At 68.5% G+C, this 23,015-nt stretch carries 23 protein-coding genes; 14 read left to right on the top strand and 9 right to left on the bottom strand.

The window, feature by feature from the left end:
- Nucleotides 1–189 precede the first annotated feature (189 nt).
- From J8M50_RS33680 to imuA', 4 genes are all read right to left on the bottom strand, one after another.
- Nucleotides 190–1,386, bottom strand: coding sequence for an ISAs1 family transposase (locus tag J8M50_RS33680; RefSeq protein WP_079187963.1), 1,197 nt, complete (start codon nt 1,384–1,386; stop codon nt 190–192).
- Between the two features lie 498 nt (nt 1,387–1,884).
- The gene (locus tag J8M50_RS33675; protein WP_010355952.1) at nt 1,885–4,986 is read right to left on the bottom strand and encodes an error-prone DNA polymerase; all 3,102 of its coding nucleotides are present in this window, start codon (nt 4,984–4,986) and stop codon (nt 1,885–1,887) included.
- Nucleotides 4,979–6,478 (bottom strand): DNA polymerase Y family protein, encoded by a 1,500-nt coding sequence (locus tag J8M50_RS33670; protein WP_223786468.1) that lies wholly within the window; start codon nt 6,476–6,478, stop codon nt 4,979–4,981. The genes J8M50_RS33675 and J8M50_RS33670 overlap by 8 nt, the downstream gene beginning before the upstream one ends.
- Before the next feature lie 29 nt (nt 6,479–6,507).
- On the bottom strand, nt 6,508–7,170 hold the full coding sequence (imuA', locus tag J8M50_RS33665; protein ID WP_063748100.1) for a DnaE2-dependent mutagenesis accessory factor ImuA': 663 nt from the start codon (nt 7,168–7,170) through the stop codon (nt 6,508–6,510).
- 303 nt (nt 7,171–7,473) lie between these two features.
- Between imuA' and J8M50_RS33660 the strand changes: the two genes are divergently transcribed.
- Both J8M50_RS33660 and J8M50_RS33655 read left to right on the top strand, forming a co-directional pair.
- Nucleotides 7,474–8,481, top strand: a complete 1,008-nt coding sequence (locus J8M50_RS33660) for a PIN domain-containing protein (RefSeq protein ID WP_010355948.1) — start codon at nt 7,474–7,476, stop codon at nt 8,479–8,481.
- Nucleotides 8,482–8,976: 495 nt separating this feature from the next.
- The gene (locus J8M50_RS33655) at nt 8,977–10,188 is read left to right on the top strand and encodes a S1 family peptidase (protein ID WP_141655605.1); all 1,212 of its coding nucleotides are present in this window, start codon (nt 8,977–8,979) and stop codon (nt 10,186–10,188) included.
- An 18-nt stretch (nt 10,189–10,206) separates the two neighbouring features.
- On the opposite strand, the gene J8M50_RS33650 is transcribed toward J8M50_RS33655, so the two are convergent.
- Nucleotides 10,207–10,791 (bottom strand): hypothetical protein, encoded by a 585-nt coding sequence (locus J8M50_RS33650; RefSeq protein WP_141655604.1) that lies wholly within the window; start codon nt 10,789–10,791, stop codon nt 10,207–10,209.
- Nucleotides 10,792–11,085: 294 nt separating this feature from the next.
- On the opposite strand from J8M50_RS33650, the gene J8M50_RS50435 reads away from it, so the two are divergent.
- Together J8M50_RS50435 and J8M50_RS33635 are read left to right on the top strand one after the other, a co-directional pair.
- Nucleotides 11,086–12,155, top strand: a protein-coding gene (locus J8M50_RS50435) for an IS630 family transposase (RefSeq protein ID WP_422397533.1) whose coding sequence is annotated in 2 segments (ribosomal slippage) — nt 11,086–11,572 and nt 11,572–12,155 — 1,071 coding nt in all. Because the reading frame shifts where the segments join, the coding sequence is not laid out codon by codon here.
- Nucleotides 12,156–12,264: 109 nt separating this feature from the next.
- Complete coding sequence (locus J8M50_RS33635) at nt 12,265–13,386, top strand: IS630 family transposase (RefSeq protein ID WP_305793695.1); 1,122 nt, start codon at nt 12,265–12,267, stop codon at nt 13,384–13,386.
- Nucleotides 13,387–13,416: 30 nt separating this feature from the next.
- Here the strand turns inward: J8M50_RS33635 and J8M50_RS33630 are convergent, their stop codons facing one another.
- Nucleotides 13,417–13,734 (bottom strand): Imm51 family immunity protein, encoded by a 318-nt coding sequence (locus J8M50_RS33630; protein WP_010349935.1) that lies wholly within the window; start codon nt 13,732–13,734, stop codon nt 13,417–13,419.
- Nucleotides 13,735–13,912: 178 nt separating this feature from the next.
- Between J8M50_RS33630 and J8M50_RS33625 the strand changes: the two genes are divergently transcribed.
- From J8M50_RS33625 to J8M50_RS33595, 7 genes are read left to right on the top strand one after another with little or no spacing between them, the layout of a single operon-like run.
- Nucleotides 13,913–14,461: a DUF4913 domain-containing protein gene (locus J8M50_RS33625; protein ID WP_029183301.1), complete on the top strand. Its 549-nt coding sequence runs from the start codon at nt 13,913–13,915 to the stop codon at nt 14,459–14,461.
- The gene (locus J8M50_RS33620) at nt 14,458–15,210 is read left to right on the top strand and encodes a hypothetical protein (RefSeq protein WP_010349937.1); all 753 of its coding nucleotides are present in this window, start codon (nt 14,458–14,460) and stop codon (nt 15,208–15,210) included. The genes J8M50_RS33625 and J8M50_RS33620 overlap by 4 nt, the downstream gene beginning before the upstream one ends.
- Nucleotides 15,207–15,665, top strand: a complete 459-nt coding sequence (locus tag J8M50_RS33615) for a type II toxin-antitoxin system RelE family toxin (protein WP_050987097.1) — start codon at nt 15,207–15,209, stop codon at nt 15,663–15,665. The genes J8M50_RS33620 and J8M50_RS33615 overlap by 4 nt, the downstream gene beginning before the upstream one ends.
- A complete protein-coding gene (locus tag J8M50_RS33610) occupies nt 15,662–16,276 on the top strand; it encodes a hypothetical protein (RefSeq protein WP_010349939.1) in 615 nt (204 codons plus the stop codon). The genes J8M50_RS33615 and J8M50_RS33610 overlap by 4 nt, the downstream gene beginning before the upstream one ends.
- Nucleotides 16,273–17,055 (top strand): winged helix-turn-helix transcriptional regulator, encoded by a 783-nt coding sequence (locus tag J8M50_RS33605; RefSeq protein WP_010349940.1) that lies wholly within the window; start codon nt 16,273–16,275, stop codon nt 17,053–17,055. Before J8M50_RS33610 ends, J8M50_RS33605 begins: the two co-directional genes overlap by 4 nt.
- Nucleotides 17,056–17,060: 5 nt before the next feature.
- Nucleotides 17,061–17,960 (top strand): SPDY domain-containing protein, encoded by a 900-nt coding sequence (locus tag J8M50_RS33600; protein ID WP_029183302.1) that lies wholly within the window; start codon nt 17,061–17,063, stop codon nt 17,958–17,960.
- The gene (locus tag J8M50_RS33595) at nt 17,957–18,427 is read left to right on the top strand and encodes a hypothetical protein (RefSeq protein WP_010349942.1); all 471 of its coding nucleotides are present in this window, start codon (nt 17,957–17,959) and stop codon (nt 18,425–18,427) included. Before J8M50_RS33600 ends, J8M50_RS33595 begins: the two co-directional genes overlap by 4 nt.
- Here J8M50_RS33595 and J8M50_RS33590 read toward each other — a convergent pair.
- Entirely contained in the window at nt 18,424–18,705 is a 282-nt protein-coding gene (locus J8M50_RS33590; RefSeq protein WP_010349943.1) for a hypothetical protein, read from the bottom strand. The genes J8M50_RS33595 and J8M50_RS33590 overlap by 4 nt on opposite strands.
- A 132-nt stretch (nt 18,706–18,837) precedes the next feature.
- Here J8M50_RS33590 and J8M50_RS33585 point away from each other — a divergent pair, with 132 nt between their 5' ends.
- From J8M50_RS33585 to J8M50_RS33575, 3 genes are read left to right on the top strand one after another with little or no spacing between them, the layout of a single operon-like run.
- A complete protein-coding gene (locus J8M50_RS33585; protein ID WP_010349944.1) occupies nt 18,838–19,203 on the top strand; it encodes an SPDY domain-containing protein in 366 nt (121 codons plus the stop codon).
- A 43-nt stretch (nt 19,204–19,246) separates the two neighbouring features.
- Nucleotides 19,247–19,459, top strand: coding sequence for a hypothetical protein (locus J8M50_RS33580; protein WP_010349945.1), 213 nt, complete (start codon nt 19,247–19,249; stop codon nt 19,457–19,459).
- Nucleotides 19,460–19,505: 46 nt separating this feature from the next.
- Nucleotides 19,506–19,826 (top strand): hypothetical protein, encoded by a 321-nt coding sequence (locus J8M50_RS33575; RefSeq protein WP_010349946.1) that lies wholly within the window; start codon nt 19,506–19,508, stop codon nt 19,824–19,826.
- Between the two features lie 97 nt (nt 19,827–19,923).
- Here the strand turns inward: J8M50_RS33575 and recD2 are convergent, their stop codons facing one another.
- Both recD2 and J8M50_RS33565 read right to left on the bottom strand, forming a co-directional pair.
- Nucleotides 19,924–22,212, bottom strand: a complete 2,289-nt coding sequence (recD2, locus tag J8M50_RS33570; protein WP_010349947.1) for an SF1B family DNA helicase RecD2 — start codon at nt 22,210–22,212, stop codon at nt 19,924–19,926.
- Between the two features lie 76 nt (nt 22,213–22,288).
- Complete coding sequence (locus tag J8M50_RS33565; protein WP_223786367.1) at nt 22,289–23,002, bottom strand: hypothetical protein; 714 nt, start codon at nt 23,000–23,002, stop codon at nt 22,289–22,291.
- Between the last annotated feature and the right edge of the window lie 13 nt (nt 23,003–23,015).

Below are 23,015 nucleotides of genomic sequence, written 5' to 3'. Positions count from 1 at the left end.
TCACAGCACCGGCCGCGATCACTTCGAACCTTCCGGGTCCGGGGTAATACCTCAGGAGATCGGTCTCCGTCCGGCAAACTTCGGGGGCACTGGGGGTACAACTACTCATGTACCCGACAGAAGTGATGGCCGAACCACTGTAGCGAGGCTGAGTCGCATTGATGGTGCACTCGATCAGACAGGGCTCGATCAAGTTCCGTGAGTGTCCGGGGTGTTGGTGATGCCCAGGATGGCGAGTGCTCGTTCGGGTTCGTGGCGGATGGCGCGGGTGGTCTTGGCGATGTTGTCGGCTCCGAGGATCTTCAGGGTGCCGATGGCGAGGTTGCGGATGGTGGCCATGGCGCGGGGCGTGGTGCCGGCGTGAATGGTCGAGGCGTCCTCGGCGAACGTGACGTCTCGGATGTAGTGGGAGGAATTTTCGATTCCCCAGTGCCCGCGAATGGCGGTGGCGAGGTCGGCGGGGCGGGTTTGGTGGGCGGCGAGGCTGGTGACCGCGTAGACGTTCTCGCGGGTTTCGGGCCGACCGGTGGGCTTGCGGCGGCGGTGGACCCGGATGGCGAGGTGAGCGTGGGGGAAAGCGATGCCGCCGAGGTTGTCGGCGATGGCGCAGGTCTTGATCGAGCGGGACTCGCGGCGGCCGTGGGCGGTGGCGGAGGTGGTGTGCTGGACCTTGATCGACGTCCAGGGCAGAGCGGCGAGCTGGGCGTAGGCAGTGGGCTGGTTGGTCTTGATGACGGCGATGTAGTGGGCCTTCTTCGTCTCGGCCAGCCAGGTGATGTTGGCCTTCACTGAGTGGAGGGCATCGAAGGTGACGACGGTGCCGGCGAGGTCGAGTGGCGCCAGCAGGGGCTTGAAGTGGCGCACTTCGTTGGTCTTCGCACCGACCTCGACCTGGGCAATCGTGGCGACGCGGTCGTGGGTGACCGCCGAGAGCAGGTGACGGCGCGGCGCGGCCAGGCGGGCTGAGCCCCTGAGGGCCTTGCCGTCCACGGCGATGACCTGCCGCGATCGGGCCTCGGGCACTTCCGCGGACGCGGTGATGCGGTGCCGGTCGGCCAGGTAGGCGCCCACAGCCTGGTCCAGGGCGTCGCCGTCAAGTGCCGAAAGAACGCGTCCGAGAGTGACCGGCCTGGGGCTGCGCCGCCAGCCGAGCAGGTGACGGCGTACCCCGAGGGATGCCAGCAGCGAGTTCGTGGCCCGCTCGCCGAACTCGGCGAGCTCGTCGATGCTCTTCGCTCCGCAGACGGCCGCGCAGGCACACACCAGCAAGATCGCCGTCAGCGAGTACCACCGGCCCCGGCGCGAGCGCGGATCCGGAACCGATTCGAGGTAGGGACGCAGGTCAGCGATCCGGTCCGCATCCAGCGGACCCAGCTTCTCCAGCACGGCAGGGATAGGGGAAGATGCAACAGCAGGCACGGGACGTCCTCGTGATCATCTGGCTTCGACACCACAATGATCACGAACCCCCGTGCCTGCTCTGCTGTCCGCCCCTACCGGCCTGATCGCCAACCCTCCACGCAATCACGGAACTTGACGGAGCCCTGTCGATCAGATGCTTCAGGTTGTCGGGGCTGTCGGCTTCAACCGCGATGGTGGCTTGCCCTGGCCCGCCCTCGGGTTCGACGCTGTATGCCGAAGCCAGCGCCCCAGGGGTCAACAGGACGAGACACGCGGCCAAAGCCGCGAGTAAGGACCCGAGTCTTCGCGCCTTCGTACTCACAGGTTCTCCCTTGTTCGATACGCACATGCCGTGCGTGAACTGTGTGGAACTTGTGTAGCCGCATGACCGTATCCCGTGCGGCTCAGAAGACAGACAACGAGCCATCGAGAGCTCCTGGAACCAGCAGCCGACACCATCCGTCCGCCTGTCTCCATCCAGCTCTAGGACGACGGCAGTTCCTCGACTCGGTGCACGAGTACGTTGATCGCGTCGTATGCCCGTTCCACGTGTCCTTCGAGGAGGACGGCGGGTGCTTCGAGGAGGGTGCGGCCGTAGCGGTCCCACACGGGTGGGGTGAGGACGAGGTTGATCATGGCGGTCTCGTCCTCCAGGACGCCGAAGGCCATGCCGTTGGCGGTCGGGGGGCGTTGGAGGTATTTGGCGAGTCCGCCGAGTCGTACGGGGGTCTGGTCGGTGAGGCCGAGTGCGGTCGCGGTGGTCTGGGCTCCGTGTTGCTGGAGGTGGGGGCGGATGTGGTGGACGGGGTGGGTGGTGCCGGCGCTGGTGGTGGCGAGGTCGGCGGCTGTTTCCTCGGCGGGGGTCATGGGGGCGAGGTGGGGTGCGGGGGTGAGGGTTGCGGTGCCGGGGAGGTAGGGCTGGTGGGTGCGTGGGAAGGCGCCGGCGGTCCACAGGGCGGTGCGGCGGTGGTCGCCGTAGCGGTCGAAGGCGCCGGCTGCGGCAAGTCGTTCCATGAGCCGGGGGGACAGGCGGGTGCGTCGCGCGACGTCTTCGAGGTCCGTGAAGGGGTGTTCGGTGCGGGTGTCGACGATGGTGCGTGCGGTGTCCGGACTGAGGCCGGTGACGCTGGTCAGGCCGCGCCGGATGGCCGGCTTCCCTTCTTTCGGACCGGGTTCGAGTGTGGCGTGCACGTCCGAGACCTCGATGTCGACGGGGTGGACGGGGATTCCGTAGTGGCGGGCGTCCTGGATGAGGGTCTGTACGTCGTAGAAACCCATGGGGAGGTGGTTCATGATCGCGGCGAGGAGGGCGGCGGGGTGGTGGTGTTTGATCCAGGCGCTGGCGTAGATGATCCCGGCCATCGACTGGGCGTGGGACTGGGGGAAGCCGTAGTCAGAGAACGATTCGATCATGGACACGATCCGGTCGGCCGCCGCGGGCGGGATGCCGTTGTCGGCCATGCCGTGGAGGAGTCGTCCACGAAGGCGGGCGATGTGTTCGGGGCCGCGTTTGGCGGCCATGGCTTTGCGGAGCCGGTCGGCGTCGCCGGGGGTGAAGCCGGCGCAGTCGATGGCGAGTTGCATGGCCTGTTCCTGCCAGAGGGGGACTCCGAGGGTGGCCTTGAGCGCGGGTTCGGCGAGGGGGTGGGGGTAGGTGACGGGTTCTTCGCCGCGTCGGCGGCGGAGGTAGGGATGTTTGGAGCCGGCCTGGATGGGACCGGGCCGGATGATGGAGGCGGCGACAGCGAGGTCGTCGAAGGTGGTGGGGCGCAGTTGGGGGAGGGTGGAGATCTGTGCGCGGGATTCGACCTGGAAGACGCCGATGGTGTCGGCTCGGGCGATCATGCGGTAGACGTCGGGGTCGTCCTGGGGGATGGAGGCGAGGTCGAGGCGGATGCCGTGGTGCTGGTGGATGAGGTCGCAGGCGGTGTGGAGTGCGGAGAGCATTCCGAGGCCGAGGAGATCGATCTTGATGAGTCCGGCGGCGGCGACGTCGTCCTTGTCTCCCTGGAGGACGGAGCGGCCTTCGGCGGTGGCCCATTCGACCGGCATGGTCTCGCCGATCGGGCGGCGGGTGAGGACCATGCCGCCCGAATGGACGCCGAGGTGGCGTGGGAGGCCGTGGAGCTGGGAGGCGAGGTCGCGTACGTCGGCCGGGAGGGGGATGTCGGCGCCGGGTGGGGTGTGGTGGTGGATGTGGCGGGTCATCTCGCGGATCTGCGGGGCCAGGTGGCCGAGCGCTCTGGCCGCGTCGCGGACGGCGAGCCGGGGTTGGTAGGTGATCACGTTGGCGACCTGGGCGGCGTGCTCGCGTCCGTAGCGGGTGTAGACGTACTGGATCACCTCCTCGCGGCGGCCGGCCTCGATGTCCAGGTCGATGTCGGGCGGACCCGCTTTCTCCAGGGACAGAAACCTCTCGAACAGCAGCCCGTACTTGAGGGAGTCGACGGCGGTGATGCCCAGGACGTGGCAGACGACGCTGCTGGCCGCCGAACCGCGTCCCTGGACCCAGATCCCCTGTTCGGCGGCGTGGCGGACGATGTCGTGGACGATGAGGAAGTACCCGGACATGCCCAGCCCGGTGATCACGTCGAGTTCGTGGCCGAGCTGCCGCCACGCCGCTGCGGCGTGCGGGTCTTCGCGCCGTCCGTAGCGGGTGGTGCAGGCGTCTTCGGCGAGACGGCGCAGCCAGGAGTCCTCGTCGTGTCCCTCGGGGGTGGGGAAGCCCGGCAGCTCGGGGTGCAGGAGGCTGAGATCGATCACGCAGGTGCGACCGAGGTCGAGGGTGGTTTCCGCGACGCCGGGGTAGCGGGCCAGCCACCGTGTCATTTCCTGGTGGGAGCGCAGGTGGGCGGTCGGGGCCGGCATCAGGTGTCCGGCGGCTCGGGGGAGGGGTTCGCGGCGGCGTAGTGCGGTGAGCGCCTGGGCCAGGCGCGCGTGGCGGGGTGCGGGGTAGTGGACGGCGCCGGTGGCGACGACGGGAACACCGGCGCGGCGGGCGGCGACGAAGAGCGCGTCGTTGGCGTCGGCGTCTTCTGGGAGGTGATGGTCGGTGAGTTCGGCGTGGACGGCGGTGCCGAACACCCCGACCAGCCGCCGCAAGCGGTGGGCGGCCGTGGTGACGTCCCGGCGTTCGGTGCCGGGCCGGGGACAGCCCGGCAGGACAGCCCAGTGTCCGGCGGCGGCCGTACGGGAGAGCGCGTCCAGGTCGTAGACGGGAGCGTTCTTCGTGCCGGCGAGCTGGGCGGTGCTGATGGCCGCGGCCAGCGAGCGGAAGCCTTCCAGGGTGCGGGCGAGGATCACGGGGGTGCCGAGGTCCGGGTCGCCGAGGGTGAGTTCGGCGCCGTAGACGGTGCCGATCCCGGCCGGCCCTGCGGCTTCGGCGAGACGGCGCGCGGCATAGAGGCCGTCCCGGTCGGTGACCGCGAGGACGGTGATGCCGAGCCGGGCGGCTTCGGCGACGAGTTCGTCCGGCTGCGCGCAGCCCTGGAGAAAGCTGAACGCGGTGTGCACGTGGAGTTCGGCCCACCCGGGACCGTCCGTCGGGCCGGTCGCCGGGAGACGGAGAATCGGCGCGTCACCCATAGTGGGCCTCCGCCCACCATCGTCCCTGGTCGACGGCGAGCAGCCAGGCGTGTCCGTCGTCGGTGGCGATCTGCATGCGCGCGATCCGCCGGGACTGCGCGTGGTCCCACCATGCTTCGAGTACCGGCCAGGGTCCCGCCCACCCCGCTATCGCGGCCACCCCATGTCCCTCGACCGCGAGGCGCGTGGGTGGTGCGGACACGGAGGCACGGCCGGACACCCGCACCGTGCGTCCTGACGCGTCGGTGAGGTGGGCCGCAAGCCGCTGCGGGAAGGTGCTGGCCGGGTAGGGAGCAGGCAGTCGGCCGGGCCACGGTCCGTCGGCCGTGTGCTGGGGAGTGAGGTCACCGAAGGGGAGCAGGCGGACTTGCTCGGCGGGTGCCCGGCCGCCGACGGCCTCCATACGCACCACCGCGCGGTGGCCGAGGATCGCCTGGATCCGCGCGGCGGCCCGCTCGACCTCCTCCGGAGTGTGCCGTTCCCCGAACAACGCACTCTGGCGTCCCGTCTGCACGCCGAGCCCCTCCGGACGCAGCTCCAGGCGGACGATCCCGCGTTCCCCACCGGCGTCGAGCACTGCGTCGTCGGCCCACGCCTGCAGGACACCGCGTACCCGCTCGGCGACCGCGAGGGAGGACAGCCTGCCTTCGTGACGGAACCACCGCGTCTTCGTACGGCCGTCGGCGAAACGGACGACAGCCCCCAGCCGCGCACACACCACCCCCGCTCCCGCCAGAGCATGGTGGAGTTCCTCGGCGAGCGTCTTGGCGGCGAACGCCACCGCCTCCGGCCTCTCCTGAGCAGGCTCGAAATCGTGCGCCACGACGTACTCGTCCCGGCCGGCGCGGACCGACAGCGGACGCACCGCCTCCCCTCGCGCGGTGCGGTGCGCTGCCACCGCATCCGCGCCGAACCGGCTCCCCACGCTCCCCGCCGGCAACCGTGCGAACGCGCCGACGTTGCGAATACCGAGCCGCGCCAGGAGTTCCGTCAGCCGTGGTACCCCCAGCACCCCGACCGGGTACGGCGCGAGCCACGCGGCATCACCGCCGGCCGGGACGATGTGACCGCGGCGGGCCGCGAGCGCGGCAGTGAACAGGGAGTCGGCGATACCCGCACGCGCCGGGAGACCCCGTTCGGCAATTGCGGCGACCAGCCGGTCCGTGAGCTGCGGCTCACCACCCCAGTAGCGGGAAGCACCTCGCGCGGGCGCGGCGACCAGGCCAGGCCGGATCACCTCCAGACGCGGCAGCACCGTGTCCTCCAGATGACCTGCCACCTCCTCGAAGAACCGCATCTCCACCGCCAGGTCCCGCTCGACGACGCGGAGCTGCGGACAGTGCACCTGCGCCGTCGTCACACGCATCCGGCGCCGCACCCCGTGCGCTCTCGCAGCCGCCGAACACGCCACCACCGCCTCCCGGTACACGACGGCCAGAGGCCCAGAGTCCGGACCGCCGCACGCCAGAACGGGAAAGTCGGGGATCCACACCACCGCCACGCGAGCGGACACCACCCCGCTCACCCCACCACTCGCAGGACCGACCGCCGTTCCCCCGCCGCCTCGCGGACGGGCTCTGCGGCGGGAGCGGGACGGGATACCGGAGCGGTGGCGCCTTGCGGGCCGGGCAACCACATGTCCGCGTACCGGGACACGGACGCGGCACCCCGGCCGGTGGCCGCGACCGTCACCCGCCGTCCTCGCAGCAGACCGTGTCCCTGGCCCACTCCCTCCCAGGACGCTGCGACCACCTCCAGCCGAAGCTCTGCCCCCTGCCACCGGTCCACGGACAACAGCACCGACCCGCTCCGCCGCAGCACGGCCGCCAGCCGCCGCGCCACTCGGTCGGGAACCGCACCCACCGGCCCGACCACGACGACCGGGACCGCCTCCAGCAGCGTCGCCAGCACCTGAACCCACTGACGGCCCGGCGCATCGACACGCATCCCGCTGGCCAGATCCAGCCCTGCCGCCTCAGCCGCCAGCACACCCAGCTCCGGCATCCCCACCACCGCCCACCCCGCCGCACGACACGCCACCTCGGCCGCAAGCGCCAACGCCAGCGGAACGTCCCCACCAGCCGAAACAACGCTCCCAGCACGCACTCGACCCCCCGGCAGCAGAGCATCCAGCAACGACACGGCCTGCCGCTCAGCAGCGCCATGCCGCGATCCGTCACTCATCACTGGTGTACCCATACCTACGATATTCGAATACATGTGCGACATATTCAAGCCAGACCCAGATGCGTCTCAGTAGCTCTTCCGAGGCTGGTGCCCCTTCGCGCCGGAGGCTGAGCACTTGCCATCGCGGCCTGCACCGAAGCCGTAGCCTGCTCGCTGACCAGCAAGGGGCTATAAGGGCCGGGAAGGAGCGCCGGGAACGGTTCGGGCGGTAGTGCTCAGCGCTCCCCAGCCGGGTGATGCAGCCCGAACAGCGCCGGAATTCCCCACCGGCCTGGTCAACGCCCGCACTACGATGCGCGGATGAGCGACCTGGCGGCGTCCATGCGGCGCACCTTGCACAAGCGCGGGCCGCTGCGCCGCGCTCTGCTGGACACCTCCGTGCTGACCACGGACATCATCGCGGCCACCCGTCGGCGGGATCCGTCATCGTTCGTCGCCGGGGCTCGGGCAGGGACGGTGCGGTGCCTGATCCCTGTTGACGTGTGGGAGGAAGTACCGCGGGTGCTGGCCGACCGGCATCGGGAAGGCGGGCGGTTCGACCTGAGGCGGGCACTGGCGCTGTGGCAGTCCCGGTACGCGCCCGTCCTGTACGTCGTGGACACCGCCGGCCTGTCGATGACCCCGCAGGCTCAGGTTCTCGCCGGACGAGATGCCTCCGACGTGCCGATGCTGCTCTTGGCCGGGGTGATCGCCCCAGTGGTCATCATCGGGACCGATGCGGACCTGGTCGACAGCGGACTCGCGGTCAAAGAGTGGCGGGAGCTGCGTTCGGCCCTGGGAGATGTGGGGGTGACGGAGGGCAAGATGATCGACCTGGAACGGCAGGCCAGCGCCTTCCTGAATATCACGGAGCACTTGGTGAAGGGTGTGATCCGGCAGAGCAGCCCGAAGCGTCTGGCAGCCGCAGCGGCGGTGGCCGGGGTGGTGGGCGGGGCGGTGTACTGGCAGCTTCGGAAGCACCCGCGAGTGCCCTCGCAGCGGCAGCCGGTGTGGCCGGTGATGCTGGAGCACGTCTCGACGCGGATGGCCGCCCACGCCGAGCGGCACACCCGCGGTGAAGACCGGTGGCGGCAGGCGGAGCTGGGGACGCCCGGCGACACGTTGCTGCATCGGGTCGCACGGACATTGGTCAGGTCGCAGGAGCCTCTGACCCGTACCGCGATCGTGGAGCGCCTGGGAGAGGCTGTCCCTGGTGCCAGGCACCCCGAGCGGATGGCGTCTGTCCGGGATGTGCTGACCGCCCACGCAATGTTCGTGGACGTCACGGGCCGGGGGCACTGGCAGGTCGGCCGCCTCGGCTGCCAGTAATCGGAGAACTCACGTAGCAGCAACTCAACGGCCGGTGATGTCCCGTGTGCACCGTCCCTCCATCGGCGGAATCTGCGATTCTCGGCAGGTCACAGCCATTTGCCAACGTTGATGAACTGACGGTGCGGCTCGGGTGATCACACTCCTCCGGGTCATGCGCTTGGGAAGCATGACACCGCCCAGCAGTGGACAGCCCGTCAAAATCAGCCATCGTACGAGTTCCCAGAGTTTCTACAAGTCTCGATACAGGTCGGCTAACCAGCCGAAACGCTCCGCCTGATGCTGCTGCGACGGTGCAGCACTGTTGACGCCTGCCGCGCACTCAAACAATGCTGGGACACGCAAGGCACATCAGTGACGAAACGTTACCTCCCTCTAGTCAGAAAGAGGTTGAGCGTGCCCTTCACCTCAACACGACACCGCTTCAGACTCACTGCCTGGAGCGTCGGCTGCGCAGCATCGGCGTTACTTGCGACGGGGGTGTCCTCTACAGCAGTGGCGGTAGAGGACACCCCCGCGCAGGAGACGCATAGGCTCCTCCTGGGCGCCACGCCCAACGCAGACATCATCGGACGCACCCCTGCCGGACAGAAGGATCTGTTCAATACGCAGGAGCGACTCAACGAATCTGCCGATCAGATCCAGGCGGCAGTCAAATCTCTGAACGAGTCAGGGTTTGCTGGAGATCGGATCGACGCCGATAGCAACACTGTCACCCTCTATTGGCGTGGGAAGCTTCCTCTTCAGGTCTCGGAGACCGTCCGAGAGATCGAAAGATCCGGCATCACCGTCAAGATCCAAGAAGCGAAGTACACCCTCAAGCAGCTCCTCTCAGAGAGCAGCCGATTATCCGCCATAGGGTCAGTGGGCGGAGCGACGATCACCTCTGTCGGACCTCGGTCTGATGGAAATGGCGTGGAGGTCGCTGTCAGTACCAGCAGCGGACTGGTCGGAGACCTCGACACCGCTCTCACCAAGAGCGTGGACATCGACATCACACAGGACATGGCACCGCGCCCGGCAAGCCGACTTGCTGACACCGCGCCCTACTGGGGTGGGGCCTACGCCAACGTACACAATGCCTCAGGTGCCTACCTGAGTTCTTGCACCACCGGGTTCGGCGTTGCCGGCAACAACGGGGCCGCCCGCTACATCCTCACGGCCGCGCACTGCGGCGGGGCAGAATGGCGCACCGGCACCAATCAGCCCGTTGGGACCGTGCTATCAGGAAAGGACCCTGGCCGCGACGCGGAACTGGTCCTGGGTAACATCGGCTCCGCCATCTACGAGGGTCCGTCCATCCAGGACGGCGACACGAACACCGGCCGTACCATCAGCAGTGCTTCAAGCACCCGGGTCGGCGAGTCCATATGCCAGGGCGGCTCATACTCCGGCAGCATCTGTGGTTACACAATTGCCGCCGTAAACCAGACCGTGAACATCGGAGGCTTCGGCACCGTCACCAACATGGTCCGGGTAGAAGCAGCCAACCGGGCCTCCGGCATCGGCAACGGCGACAGCGGCGGTCCTGTGTACACCATCTCCAGTTCTGGACCAGGGGTCGCACGCGGCATCATCAGCGCCTACGACGGCACTCAGATCATCGACTGCCCGGGAGTCCCCAACGGTCCCGACCGTAAATGCTCCTGGCGTTGGTGGTACCCCGACGTCACGGTGGCGGCCAACAACCTCGGTGTCCACTTCTGATGGATCGGTCGCAGCCCCTTAAGACGACGGCGTAAACCGTCCTCCGGGTGCTGCAGTAGCACCACCACGTTCGACAACGATGCGGCTGTCGTAATGCTCCGACAGCCGCATCGCTTCCGTGTGCGCCCCAGTCTGCGTCATGACTTCAATTCCTGAACCATCACTCAGCGGTCCTCCACCCGTAATGACGACTCCTTGCCTTCGCCAATAGTCGGTATCAGCCAGAACCTTCCGGGTCAGGGCCAGCATGTCCTTCTCGGACATGGCTGCGTCCTTGAATGCCACTTTCACTTCGGGAACTTGAGAGCGCACGGCCTTATCCATGTCGCTTCCCGTCTTCCGGTAGATAGTCATCGCCCGGTTCTGGTGGTCGAGGACGATGCTCGTGTACCAATCGTCATAGCGGGGGTGAACAACCCTGTCCACAGCGTCCGATGCCGCAGAAAGCACCGGATCGTCCGTGCCAGTGGAAGGAAACCCAGACGGTGACGCGGATTCCGGTTTACTGACGGACGCATCTCCGGATAAATCTCCGCATCCAGTGATCAAAACTCCCACAACTCCCACCGCAGTCAGCCACCGTACGGCATACAGGCGTTTCACGTTTCCTCCCATGGGCCTCAGACACCGAACCTCACAACTACGACGCTTCACCTCGCCATCAGGTTCATCGGACCGTAAGCGGCAGCCACAGAGGTAGCCCCCTCGGCAACTTGAGGCTTCCAGCGCACTCTCATCAGAGAGGTACGCCGTTGACTATCACCCTGTTCAACAAGGTACCGAAGGTGTGGCCATCGTCCCCACAGCTTGCGTCCGGCGAGTGCCTTCTAGAGATCTTTAATGGTGGGGGTTACGTCGGGTCGTGACGTCTGCCGTGGGCTGCGCTATGCCGGAGGGATGAGGTATTCCGATGGCGGTGGGCTGACGGCCGAGGAGCGGGCTCGACGCGAGCAAGTCCGGCTCGCGGCAGCCGATCTGATCGAGGCGGGAGCTGGTGACGGGGAGGTGGCCCGACGGTTCAGGGTGACGCGGATGTCGGCGAACCGCTGGCGGCGGGCACTGGCCGCGGGCGGTCGCCAGGCCCTGGTCTCCAAGGGGCCGGGTGGTGCCCGCTGCAAGCTGGATACCGGTCAGTTACGGGCCCTGGAGACGGTGCTGGAAGCCGGTCCGGCCGCGTACGGCTGGAGTGACCAGTGCTGGACGCTGGCGAGGATCGCCGAGATCGTGCGCCGCCGGTTCGGTGCCGAGTACACCCTGGCCGGGCTCGACCTGCTGCTGCACCGGATCGGCTGGAGCGTGCAGATCCCGGCCCGCAGAGCCGCCGAGCGGGACGAACCGAGGATCGCCGCCTGGAAGGACGAGCAGTGGCCCGTCATAAAAAGAAGGCGGCGGACCTGGGCGCCTGGCTCTGTTTCGAGGACGAGGCAGGACAGGGCCTGAGGCCGCCCAAAGGCCGCACATGGGGCCGTCGAGGCCGCACCCCGGTCGTGAAGGTCACCGCCGCGGGCACCAAACGGGTCTCGATCGCGGCGCTGATCTGCACCAAAGACGGCCGTCGGCCACGGCTGATCTACCGCATCCACCTGGACCACGGCCCTGCCAAAGGCCGGCGCAAGGGCTTCACCGAGACCGACTACGCCCGGCTGCTGGATGCCGCGCACCAGCAGCTCGGCGGCCCCATCGTCTTGGTCTGGGACAATTTGAACACGCACGTCAGCCACACCATGCGACGACTCATCGCCGCACGGTCATGGCTGACCGTCTACCAGCTGCCGCCCTATGCCCCGGAGTTCAACCCGGTCGAAGGCGTGTGGTCGCACCTGAAGAGGTCCCTGGCCAACCTCACCAGACACAGCCTCGAACAGCTCACCACGCTGGTGAAGAGCCGACTCAAACAGATGCAGTACCGACCCGGTCTCATCGACGGCCTCATCGCCAAGACCGGCCTCGACCCCCAACCGCCGTAACCTCAGCCATTAAAGATCTCTAGTGCTCTGACCGGGAAGGTTCGCCGGGTTGGTGGTCGCGGCGGTTGGATGTCCGGTGACGTCCGTTCGTCCGATCGCTGGGGGTGTGGTGGCTGAGCCTGTCCGTGTGCGCAGGTTGACCGACCAGGAGGGGCAGAAGCTGCAGCAGATCGTGCGCCGGGGCAGCACCAGTTCGGTGCGCTACCGGCGCGCGATGATGCTGCTGGCGTCGGCCGGCGGGAACCGGGTCCCGGTGATTGCCCTGCTGGTGCAGGCAGACGAGGACACCGTCCGCGACGTGATCCACCGGTTCAACGAGATCGGCCTGGCCTGCCTGGACCCTCAGTGGGCGGGAGGCCGTCCCCGCCTGCTCAGTCCTGACGACGAGGACTTCGTCGTCGCGACGGCCACCACCCGCCCGACCAAGCTCGGCCAGCCCTTCACCCGCTGGTCCGTCCGCAAACTTGCCGCCCACCTGCGACGCGTGCACGGTCGCGTGATCAGGATTGGCCGCGAGGCGTTACGGTGCCTGCTCGCCCGCCGCGGCATCACCTTCCAGCGCACCAAGACATGGAAGGAATCACCCGACCCCGAGCGTGACACCAAGCTCGACCGGATCGAGCACGTCCTGGAGCGGTTCCCGGACCGGGTGTTCGCGTTCGACGAGTTCGGCCCGCTCGGCATCCGCCCCACCGGCGGTTGCGGCTGGGCCCCTGCCGGCTACCCCGAGCGGCACCCCGCGACCTATCACCGCACCCACGGCGTCCGCTACTTCCACGGCTGCTACTCGATCGGCGACGACACCCTGTGGGGCGTCAACCGCTGCAAGAAGGGCGCCGCGAACGCCCTGGCCGCGCTGAAGTCGATCCGCACGGCCCGCCCGGACGGCGCGCCGGTCTACGTCATCTTGGACAACCTGTCTGCCCACAAGGGCGAGATGATCCGGCGCTGGGCCAGGAGGAACAGGGTCGAGTTGTGCTTCACGCCCACCTACGCATCCTGGGCCAACCCGATCGAGGCCCACTTCGGACCACTGCGGCAGTTCACCGTCGCTAACTCCAACCACCGCAGCCACCCCACCCAGACCCGGGCTTTGCACGCCTACCTGCGCTGGCGCAACAAGAACGCCCGACACCCCGACGTGCTGGCCGCCCAGCGCAAGGAGCGTGCCCGGATCCGCAGCGAGAAGGGCATCCGCTGGGGCGGACGCCCCCTCAGCACAGCATCCTGACCCAACTGGTGTTGCTATCCGGTTGGATCTTTAATCGTCGAACTCGAAGCCCGAAGTTTCCGCCCGGGCGATGATCTCGCGGACTGCCTCGGGGCTGGTGATGACTGATTCAACGGCCGTCTTGAGAAGCGCGAGGTCGCTCGGACTCCCGACCGCGCAGAACATGCCGGCCTCACTGTCGAAGTCGAGGCGCTCGGCGATGTCTGGCCAGGCAAACCGCACGAGACCTTCCCAGAAGTATCCGTTCGGCTCGTGTTCTGCATCGACCACTGCGGCATCAGCAGCCAGGCCACCGACATCCAACGTCAGCGAGTGTTCGCCGTCGAAGTCATGAAGCTTGATGGTCACGGCCGCGATCCTCTCACGCCCGGCCCACGGACCGTCCGCTCCCTCCAGAGGCTCACCCGCTCCCGACCCCGGTGAACCTTTCCGGTCACAGCACTAGCTCGAAACCCTGGCCAGTCCAAACGCGGAGTTCCCTGGACCCTGTCGGCATGTCTCCCGATCACAGATGGAGCCCGCCGACATGCCCGACTTCCCCGAGGGCTCCGCCGAGCCCGACTTCCGTCTCCCCGACACCGACCTGGACGGCCTCGCCGCGTCGTTGCGCCGGACGATGACCGAGGCCCGCGAGCAGGGCAGCCTGCTCGACCGCATCACCTCCGACACCCCAACTCCCCCTCCACCGCAGGACGGTGAGGCGCGGTCCTGTTTCATCCTCGCCCTGGGCGGTGACGCCTACGCCGCCGAGCTGGAGGCACTGACGGCGTGGGTGGAGTACCTGCTCCTGCCGGTCTACGGGCGGGAGGTGAGCAGTTCGCGTCCGTGGTGTGCGCAGTGGCGGGAGCATCCGGAGGCGGTGGCCCGGCTGCACGGGCTGTGGCTGGCGTGGCAGCAGCTGACGGACGTCGAGGCGGGTCTGTCGGGTCCGTCGACGTGGCACCGGGATCATCTCGATCATGTAATGGCTCAACTGCGGTCGCCTGACGGCCCGTTCGCGGCGTGCACTACGAGCGTGTCGCGGATCGCGCACCGTCTGCTGTCGACGCCGGCCGATCTGGAGCCGGTCGCGTGAGGGACGTCGCTTTCGGATTGGAGGGGTTGTTCCCGGCCGATCCCCCGTCGCTGCAGGCGCGGCGCACGATGTGGGAAGGCGACCTGGACCTGTTCGCCTCTCATTCCGAGACCCGTGGTCCGGGAAGGGACATCACCTTCCTGCTGGCCCACGACCGGTCGGCGACGTGGGGCATCCCGGGCGCTCCTGCGTTGAGGTCTCTGATCATCGAGCGGGACCAGTATGCGGGGCTCTACCTCTTCTCCGTCGCGCCGCACAGTCTGACCGCTCTCGGACAGGCGTGGCTGATTGCCCGTGGCTGTCCGCGTGAGCCGATCCTGCGTCTGCCCGATGGTCTGCTGGAACCGGCCGACGACGCGACCCGCGCGCTGGAGGAGCAACTGTGGAGTTCGGGGGACGGCCTTGCCGTCCATGATTCCTGGAGCGATCTCCCTGCGACGTGGATGATCGTGCAGGACCCCGCGGCCGAAGTTCTCCCGGTACGGGTGCTGCTGGAGGTCCCGGACTACGACGCGGGGACGTACACGCTCACCGAGGGCGCCTTCGTATCCGTGGCCGACGCACGGGAGTGGCTGGAGGGCGACCGGGACACCCCGATGCCCCAGCCGCCGGGCCCCGGTTTCACCGAACGACGGGCCCGCGCGGCGTCCGCCCGCTCCCCGCACACCCCAGACCCGGCCGCAGGGCCATGCCGGGAGCGGCCTCCGGCGGGTCCGGACGCGTCCGGTGGCCCGGGGCGGTCGCGGTGAGCCGGGCGCGGTTCGGGTTCGCCGCTCACCCCGACGCCCTGGCCGACCTGCGCGCTCTGCCGCCGGAGATACGGGACTTGACCCTCGTTGGGCTTCAGGTCCTGGTCCACGGCGAGGGTGACTGCCTGCCGCTGACGGGTCCGCTGGCCGGGTTCCAGAAGGTGTACGTCGATCCCGAGGCGCAGTGGCGGATGGTCGTGCAGTTCCGTGACGCCCCTCCCCGCAGCGCGTACTCGCGTGAGGTGTTCCTCGTCGCCGTCGGCCCGCGTCGCGGTTACACCGTCTATCGCGACGCCCAGCTCCGCCTCGGCCGCTCCAACCCCATCGACCAGCCGTCCCCGGACCAGGTCGCCGCAGCCCGGGCCCGTTCCCCGTACGCCGTCCGCACCCAGGGCGCCGTCGAGCCCGCGCACCTCCCCGCCCCACCCGTTCCCCTCAGGAGGGCTGTCCTGTGACTTCCCCTGCCGAGCTGGCCCAGCTCCTGCGGGACGCGGCCGACGAGGTCAGCAACATCCCCGTCGCCTCGTACCCGACCCCGCCGAGCCGCTCCTACCTCCACCCCGTCCTCGGACCGCTCGCCGCCGGCCCCCGCGTGGCCGCGTACCTCGGGGAGCGGCTCGACGTCCTGGCGGAGCGGCCCCCGCAGACTCCGGCCAGTCTCTTCGCCCTCGCCTCGCTCGCCTCCGCGCTGGGCTGGTTCACCGAGTCGCTCAGCACGTTCGTCCGCGATGTCGATGCGATCTGCACCCGCGCGGGCCTGCCCGCCGTACCGGAGAAGGAGTACGGGCCGCTGCCCGCGCCGGCGTCCGGGCTGAGCGGCGTCGAGCTGGCGTCGGTGCGCGCCGCTGCCGCGCTGTGCGGTCTCTCTCCCGCCCGGTACGCCGATGTCCTGGCCGCCGCGTTGCGCGCCGGAGGGCGGATCGACGCGGAGTGCAGCGAGATCGCCGAGGGCCTGCGCGAGGACGCCGCCCAGGTCGCCGACCGCGACACCCGTCCCGGCGACGGCCCCGACCACCTCCCCCGCCTCGTCCGCACCCTGCTCGCCCGCACGGAGACCCCCCGATGAACAACACCGCCGCCGTCGACCGGGCCCTGCGCGTCGTCGGCCCGCGCTGGACCACCTGGATCGTCCAGACTGTCCACCGCACCGGGCCGATCGCCCCTGTCGACCTGTGGAAGCAGCACCTGCCCTTCATCAAGTACCCCACCCTGACCGGCCGCATCCGGCACATGAGCACGACAGGTCTCCTCCAGCCCCGCCACGCCCGCGACCCCGTCGCCCTGTCCCCACGCGGAGCGAGCCTCCAGCCTGTGCACGCCGCGCTCGCCGACTGGTCCCGCCGCCACGACCTCCTGCCCGGCTCCGTCGCTGAAGCCGAACGCACCGAGGACGCGCTGCGCCGCCTGCGCCACACCCACCTCGTGCCCATGGTCGACTGGCTCGCCCGCCATCCCGGCGCCACCTCCCAGGAGATCACCGACGGACTGGGGATCGCGTACATCTCGGCGGTCTACCGCATCGACCAGCTCGCGGCCGACGGCCTCGTCGAACTCGCCGGCCGCTCCACGCGCAACCGAGGCACCGTCCACCTCACCCCGGCCGGCCGCGACGTCCCCGCCGCCCTGTCCGCCCTCACCACCTGGACCGGCCTCCACGCTCCGACCGGCCACGCCTCGGCACCACGACCGGTCCACGCGATGCCGCAGAGCGCCGCCGCCGTACGCCGCAGCCCCGCAGCAACGTCCGTACCCGCGCCGGGTTCTCCGAGGACACCGCTGTTCAGCCACGCGGAGACAGCCAGGCCCTGGCAACACCCCGGCACCACCGCGATACGGGGACGGTGACCACCGTGCCCAACAATCCCGACGAGGCATGGTGGCGGGAGTACCGCGTCACCCCCGGCTACCTGGCCGGCTCCTCCGGCATCGGTGATCCCGGCTTCGCGTCCGTCCCCGACACCTGGCCGCGCTTCACCCCCGACCCGGACGACGGCCGGTTCATCATCACCTCCCCGGACCGGCGTATCCAGATCTGCTGGGACGGCGACGGCCTGGACGAACTGTGGCGCATCGGCGCCTATGACAGTCCGGTCGCCGACCTCGCGTGGGTGGTCACCGCCAACCACAACACCCCTCCCGAGTTCATCGGCGCCCTCACCAAGACCCTGGCCGACGACTACGAGGCGTGCCGGGAAGCGTTCCTGAACCCCCCGGGCGCCATTCGCAGCAGGCCCCTGGCCCCGCTCCTCGACGCCGGCTGGAAACTCGACGACACCCGGCGGTCCGGGGACACCCTGCACATGGTCTCCCCCGACCGCATGGCCGGCCTGCACGTCAACCGCTACTCCGCCGACGACCGGTACGTCCTGTGGGCGAACTCCGGCCGGAACCAGACCCTGATCACGTTCTCGGCCACCACCCCCGACCACCTCGTCAGCACCACCCTGGCCGCCTTCAGCTCCCCCCGCCCCCTCCTGCGCGAACACCACATGCTCCACCCCTCCGTACGGCACGCCGTCCGCCTCGAACCCATCACCCCGCCACGGCCCACGACGGCGCCGACCCCGCTGGACGTCCGCCGTACGGCCGTCACCGCCGCGCTCCTGCGCGCTCACGGCGGCACGCTCAACCCACGCACCGTCGTGGCGCGCTCCCGCAGCCCTCGATCCCCCGCATCCGCACCTTCGCCGACCTCTCCCCTCCCCTCTTCACCCGTTGCGCCGACCAGTTCGCTCCGGCCGCTCCGATGACCACCGAGGAACCCGCCATCGCCACGAACGACCCGCTCCACGCGGCCGACCAGATGATCACCACCGCCTGGGGACAGCCGATCAGCACCCTCGAAGCCACCGCGATACACCACCCCGACAAAGACCCGCTCCTGCGGTCGGTCCTGCACATCCGCCAGACACTGGCCTCCGCATACAGGACCGTGTACACGCACCAGGAACACCTCCACACCCTCACCGGCTCCGACGTCATCACGTCGCGCTACGACCTCGACCGCATCACCGCCTCGGCCACCGCGCTCCGCGTCGCCAGCACCGAGGCCGAAACAGCCACACGCGCCATCGAACACCTCATCCACAGCCGCGAACTCGCCGACCAGGCACGCCGGACACGTGCAGAACGCCGCCAGGCCGCCGCCACCCGGACGCAGGGAGCCGACAGTCCTGCCGTCCCTCCGTCCGCTCCAGCCCGAACTCCACACCGCTAGTCCCCGTCCGCCTCCCGCCCCGCGCCGTCGTCCCCCTCCGGGTCGGCGGCGCGTCTCAGTTCGTCCAGAGACAGCTCCACCCGTTCGCCGTCCCCGGCCCGCCGCAGGATCTCCCGTACAGCACCTGCGTCCTCGATGTCCCGGCGCGGTCCGGCCGGTACCGCCCACTGTCCATCGGCGACCATCGCAATGTCGCCGACCGTCCACGGCCTCCCCGCCGCCCGCACCTTGCGCTCCAGACCCTCCACCACATCGACCTCCTTCGTACGGTCGTTCATCTCCCTCCCACGACGTCCCACTCCTTCGGCGTCTTCCCGAACCCGGCGCCTTGCAAGGGCAGTTCGCCGACGGCAGACGTGTGAACCGGGCAACGGACTACGACCAGCGCCGACACCCATGTCAACGTACCGGTGTCCACGAAACCGCAGGTCAACGAAGGGATCACCGTGTTCGGCACGACCGTCCTCCCCCGCTCCTCCCCTCTGGTCTCCGGCCACGACGTCAGCACCGTCTTCGACCTCCTCGCCACCCACGGCTGGAGCGTCGTCTCCACCCCAGAGGCCAACCTCCACGCCACCAGCCCCGACAGGAACATCTACGTCGGCTGGCTGCCGGAAGACCCCGACGCCCGCAGCCGCGACGTCGTCTTCCGGGTCCACGTCACGGCAGAGGACGGCACAACGTGGACGCAGGCGTTCGGCATCGACACACCGCCCGCCGCCGTCGCGTGCTTCCTCCTCCCCTTCCTCCCTGGGCGGGAGCGTACGACCAGCTGAAGCCACCGTTCGACGCCAACCCACCCTCGTAGAAAGCCTGTTCATGCCGAACACCTGCACCGTCACCGACCTCATCGACCAGCTCCAGACCCTCCCCGGCCACCTCCCCGTACGCCTCGCCATCACCCCCGGCTTCCCCTTCACCCACCACATCCGCCCCCACCTCATCGTCCACGACAACACCGCCTACATCGCCGAGAACGGCCAGGACGACTACCTCCCCCACCCCGTCGCCGAAGCCCTCAACTGGACCTGACCCGAAAGCCCCCCGCGCCTCTGCTCCACCACACGCCACCCACCCCATGCCGCCCGAAACCCGAGGCGCCCTCGTCCTGACCGCCCCTCACACCCCCGACCGGCCCATACATATCCGCTGGCTCACCGACGACACCCCTCTCGCCCTCGGCCAGGTCGCTCTCCACTGGGAACCCGCCCCCACCGGCTGGAACGTCCAGGCCCACCTCGGCCTCGCCACCGGCCCCGTCCGCCTCGCCACCTGGCCCAACTCCCCCGACCACTGGCCCGACATCACCCGCCCCACCCTCCACGAAGTCCGGAGCCTGTGCTCCGCACTCCGCGTCGCGACCCGCGCCCTCAACCACTCACTCGCGCTCCCCACCTGAACCTCAGGACGGCCGCTCCGCACATCAGCGGAGCGGCCTTCGCCTTGGACGTGGCTATCCCAGCGAGGACACAGGGTTCTTCCACCACCCGAGTTGATCACCAGACGAGTCGATCCAAGTCCTCGGCTCGGGGAGCCGGAACTTGCGTGATTCGCCTGCTGATCCGGTGTTCCAAAGCCGTGTTGCGACGATTGCCGCTCCTGTTGTCCAGTGCCCGCTGCACGGCTTCCTGCTGGAACAGCAGGAAGACCCGGAGCCGCGCCCGGGTGACAGCGGTGTAGAGAAGGTTCCGGGTGAGCAGTAGTGGTGCTGTCCAGGGCAGGGCGATGATGACGTACGGGTATTCACTGCCCTGAGCGCGGTGGACAGTCATCGCGTACGCGTGCAGGAGGCCGTCGAGTTCGGGGAAGGGGTACGCAAGTTCCTGGCCTTCAAAGTCGATGCGGAGTTGCGCCGCTTCCGCGTCGATGCTTCTGATGACTCCTGTCGTTCCGTTGAACAGGCTGATCTCGCGCAAGGTGCGGGTCTGCACGACTTTGTCGCCAACACGCAGTACCCGGCCGTCGTGATGATGTTCCGCTTTGTCGGGCGCAGCAGGGTTGAGGGCTTGCTGGAGGCGCATGTTGAGGTCAACGATCCCTGCGTCCCTGCGCTTGGTGTGGCAGAGGACTTGGATGTCGTCGAGGCTCACGTGCGTCGGCCGGTTCCGGACGAGCCGGACCACTTCGTCGGCGATGTTCTCGCCGCTCTGCCACGGGGACATCTCGAATGTCCCCCGGGCGTGTTGCGGGCGGTCGCCGTTCAAGATGAGGTGCGCGTTGTCGACAATGGACGTGCTGTCGTTGCCCTGCCGGAAGATCGTAGTAAGGCGGGTCCGAGGAATAGCCGGTACAGCAAGCAGGTCTCGCAGGACAAGTCCTGGCCCGACGCTGGGCAGTTGATCGACGTCGCCGACCAGGAGGAGGCGGCTGCCGGTGGGAACCTTGGTGAAAAGCTCTGCGGCAAGTTGTACGTCCAACATCGAGGCTTCGTCGATGACGATGAGGTCAGCGCTTGCCAGAGGACTGGAGTGATCGAAGAGGGTGTCCCCCTCCGGCGCTCTCAGGAGCCGGTGGACCGTATGGGCCTCCTGTCCGCTCATCTGCGCCAGCCGGTTGGCGGCCTTGCCGGTCGGCGCGGCCAGCGCCACGGTGAGACCGAGGCCACCGGCGAGTGCGACGACGGTGCGCAGGGTGTGCGTCTTGCCGCACCCCGGTCCGCCGGTGAGAACCGAGAGGGTGTGAGTGAAGGCCCCCAGGACGCCTCGGCGTTGCTCGGAGGTAAGAGTGCCCGCTTCGGGAAGGGCTTCAAGTGCCTTCTCCCATCTGCCGTTTAGCGAGCTCTGGTTGGCATCAAGAAGTCTGCGGGTGTGTTCTGCCAGGATGGTCTCCGCCCGATGCATTCGGGGGGTACTCACGGTGTCCACCGCGTGGAAGGTGTCGAGGTCCTCGCGCACACGCAGCGGAATGCTCTCCATGACGACGTGGCCGATGCGGCGCAACACAGTCAGTGCCTCACCGAGAACGTCGTCGTGCAGGATGAGGCCGGTGGCCGGGTCGTTGTCCTCAAGTAGGTCCCGGGTACGTTTCAGAAGGTCGCCCTCGGCGAGGTGGCAGTCGCCTTTAGCGACCGACGAGTCCAGGGCGGCGAGGAGCGCCGCTTGGAGCCGTTCGGCGCTGTGCTTCGGTACCCCGGAGGCTAGCGCGATACTGTCGGAGGTGTGGAAGCCGATGCCACGTACCTCCCGGCAGAGGCTGTAGGGCGTCTCCTGTACGACGGCGAGCGGGTTGCGGCCGGCCTTGTGATAGTGGTCGTAGATCTTCACTGCCAGGTTCGGGGAAATGCCTAGCCCTTGCAGAATGACCATGAGTTCGGCGACCGCCTTCTGCTCCGCCCAGGCTTCGAGAATCCCTGCGAGCCGCTTGGGGCCGATACCGAAGACTTCGAGCAGCTGCTCGGGGTCAGTGTCGATGATGTGGAGAGTCTGGTCCGCGAAGCGGTGGACGATGGCCTGGGCCATCGCCGCACCAATGCCGCGGATCAGGCCGGAAGCAAGATAGAGGCGGATGGCACGTACTCCGGCGGGCAGGGTGCGTTCGCACCGGCGGGCCGCGAACTGGCGACCGTAGCGGGGATGCAGAGTCCATGTTCCGGTAAGCCGAAGGCTCTCTCCGGGCTTGCAGCCGAAGAGAGCCATCCCTTTGGCGGTGACTTCGGCTTCGGGGGCGTCGTCGTCCGCCGTCAGCGTGATCCGCAGCAGGGTCGTCTGATCGTGGCTGATGTACAACACATGTCCGACGACCCCCTCAATGCACTCCTCGCCGAGTTCTACTTGTGTGATGGTCACGGAAGTAAGACCTTTCTCGGACGCGCCTTCAGCGGGGAATGGCTTCCTGGAGCACCGAATACACGGCAGGCTTCGGTCAGGTGTCGTCTGTGGGATGGATGAGCCAGGTGCGTGGTGGGCGCCGAGGCGCAGGAAGCGGACGGCTGGGGCGGACATTGACGGTGGGTTCGCCGAGGAGGGCACGCCGCTGACGACCAAGGCAGAACAGGCACTGCGGCCCTCCAGGCGCGTCGTGGTCGATGGGCGCATTCGGATGTTGTGAACAGCCGGACTCGCTGGGTGGCCGGGCAAGCTCGCGGGCGATCCAGAAGGCGCAGTGCACAAGGTCGGCGACGCGCTCGAAGTCCAGGTCGGGGGAACAGAATCCGAGGTCCGCGACGGCCTCGTTGAGAGTCTTCATAGTGCCGGTCAACGCGCGGTGGTCGTAGGGAGGTTGAGGGATCACCCACATACTCCGCTGAAGTTCCGGCGCTGCTCTGGCACTGGGGTTACCGATCCGACGGCTGGTGTTGCAGAGCAGGCAGAGCCCCCAACCAGCGGGAGCCTCAGTGTCGACCGGGCCGTTGGGGTGACGGGAACATCCAGTGGCGTTGCGGGCCGGAGCAAGGTCTCGCGCCGTGATGAACACGGCGTACAGGTCATCGGTGATCTGTTCGTACTCAGTGGGGTCCGCGAGCGCGGAGAGCCAGTTGATCCGGTCGTTCACGCTGGGCAGTTGGCGGTGCAGTTCGGCCATCAATGAGGGACGGCGCGGGGGAATCCGATACGAAGTGTGTTGTTCCGCATCCACCCAGCCACCATGG

It is taken from the genome of Streptomyces acidiscabies, from assembly GCF_020010905.1.
In the GTDB taxonomy this organism is placed as follows: Bacteria; Actinomycetota; Actinomycetes; order Streptomycetales; family Streptomycetaceae; genus Streptomyces; species Streptomyces acidiscabies.
This window is presented reverse-complemented; position numbering and strand designations above follow the sequence as displayed.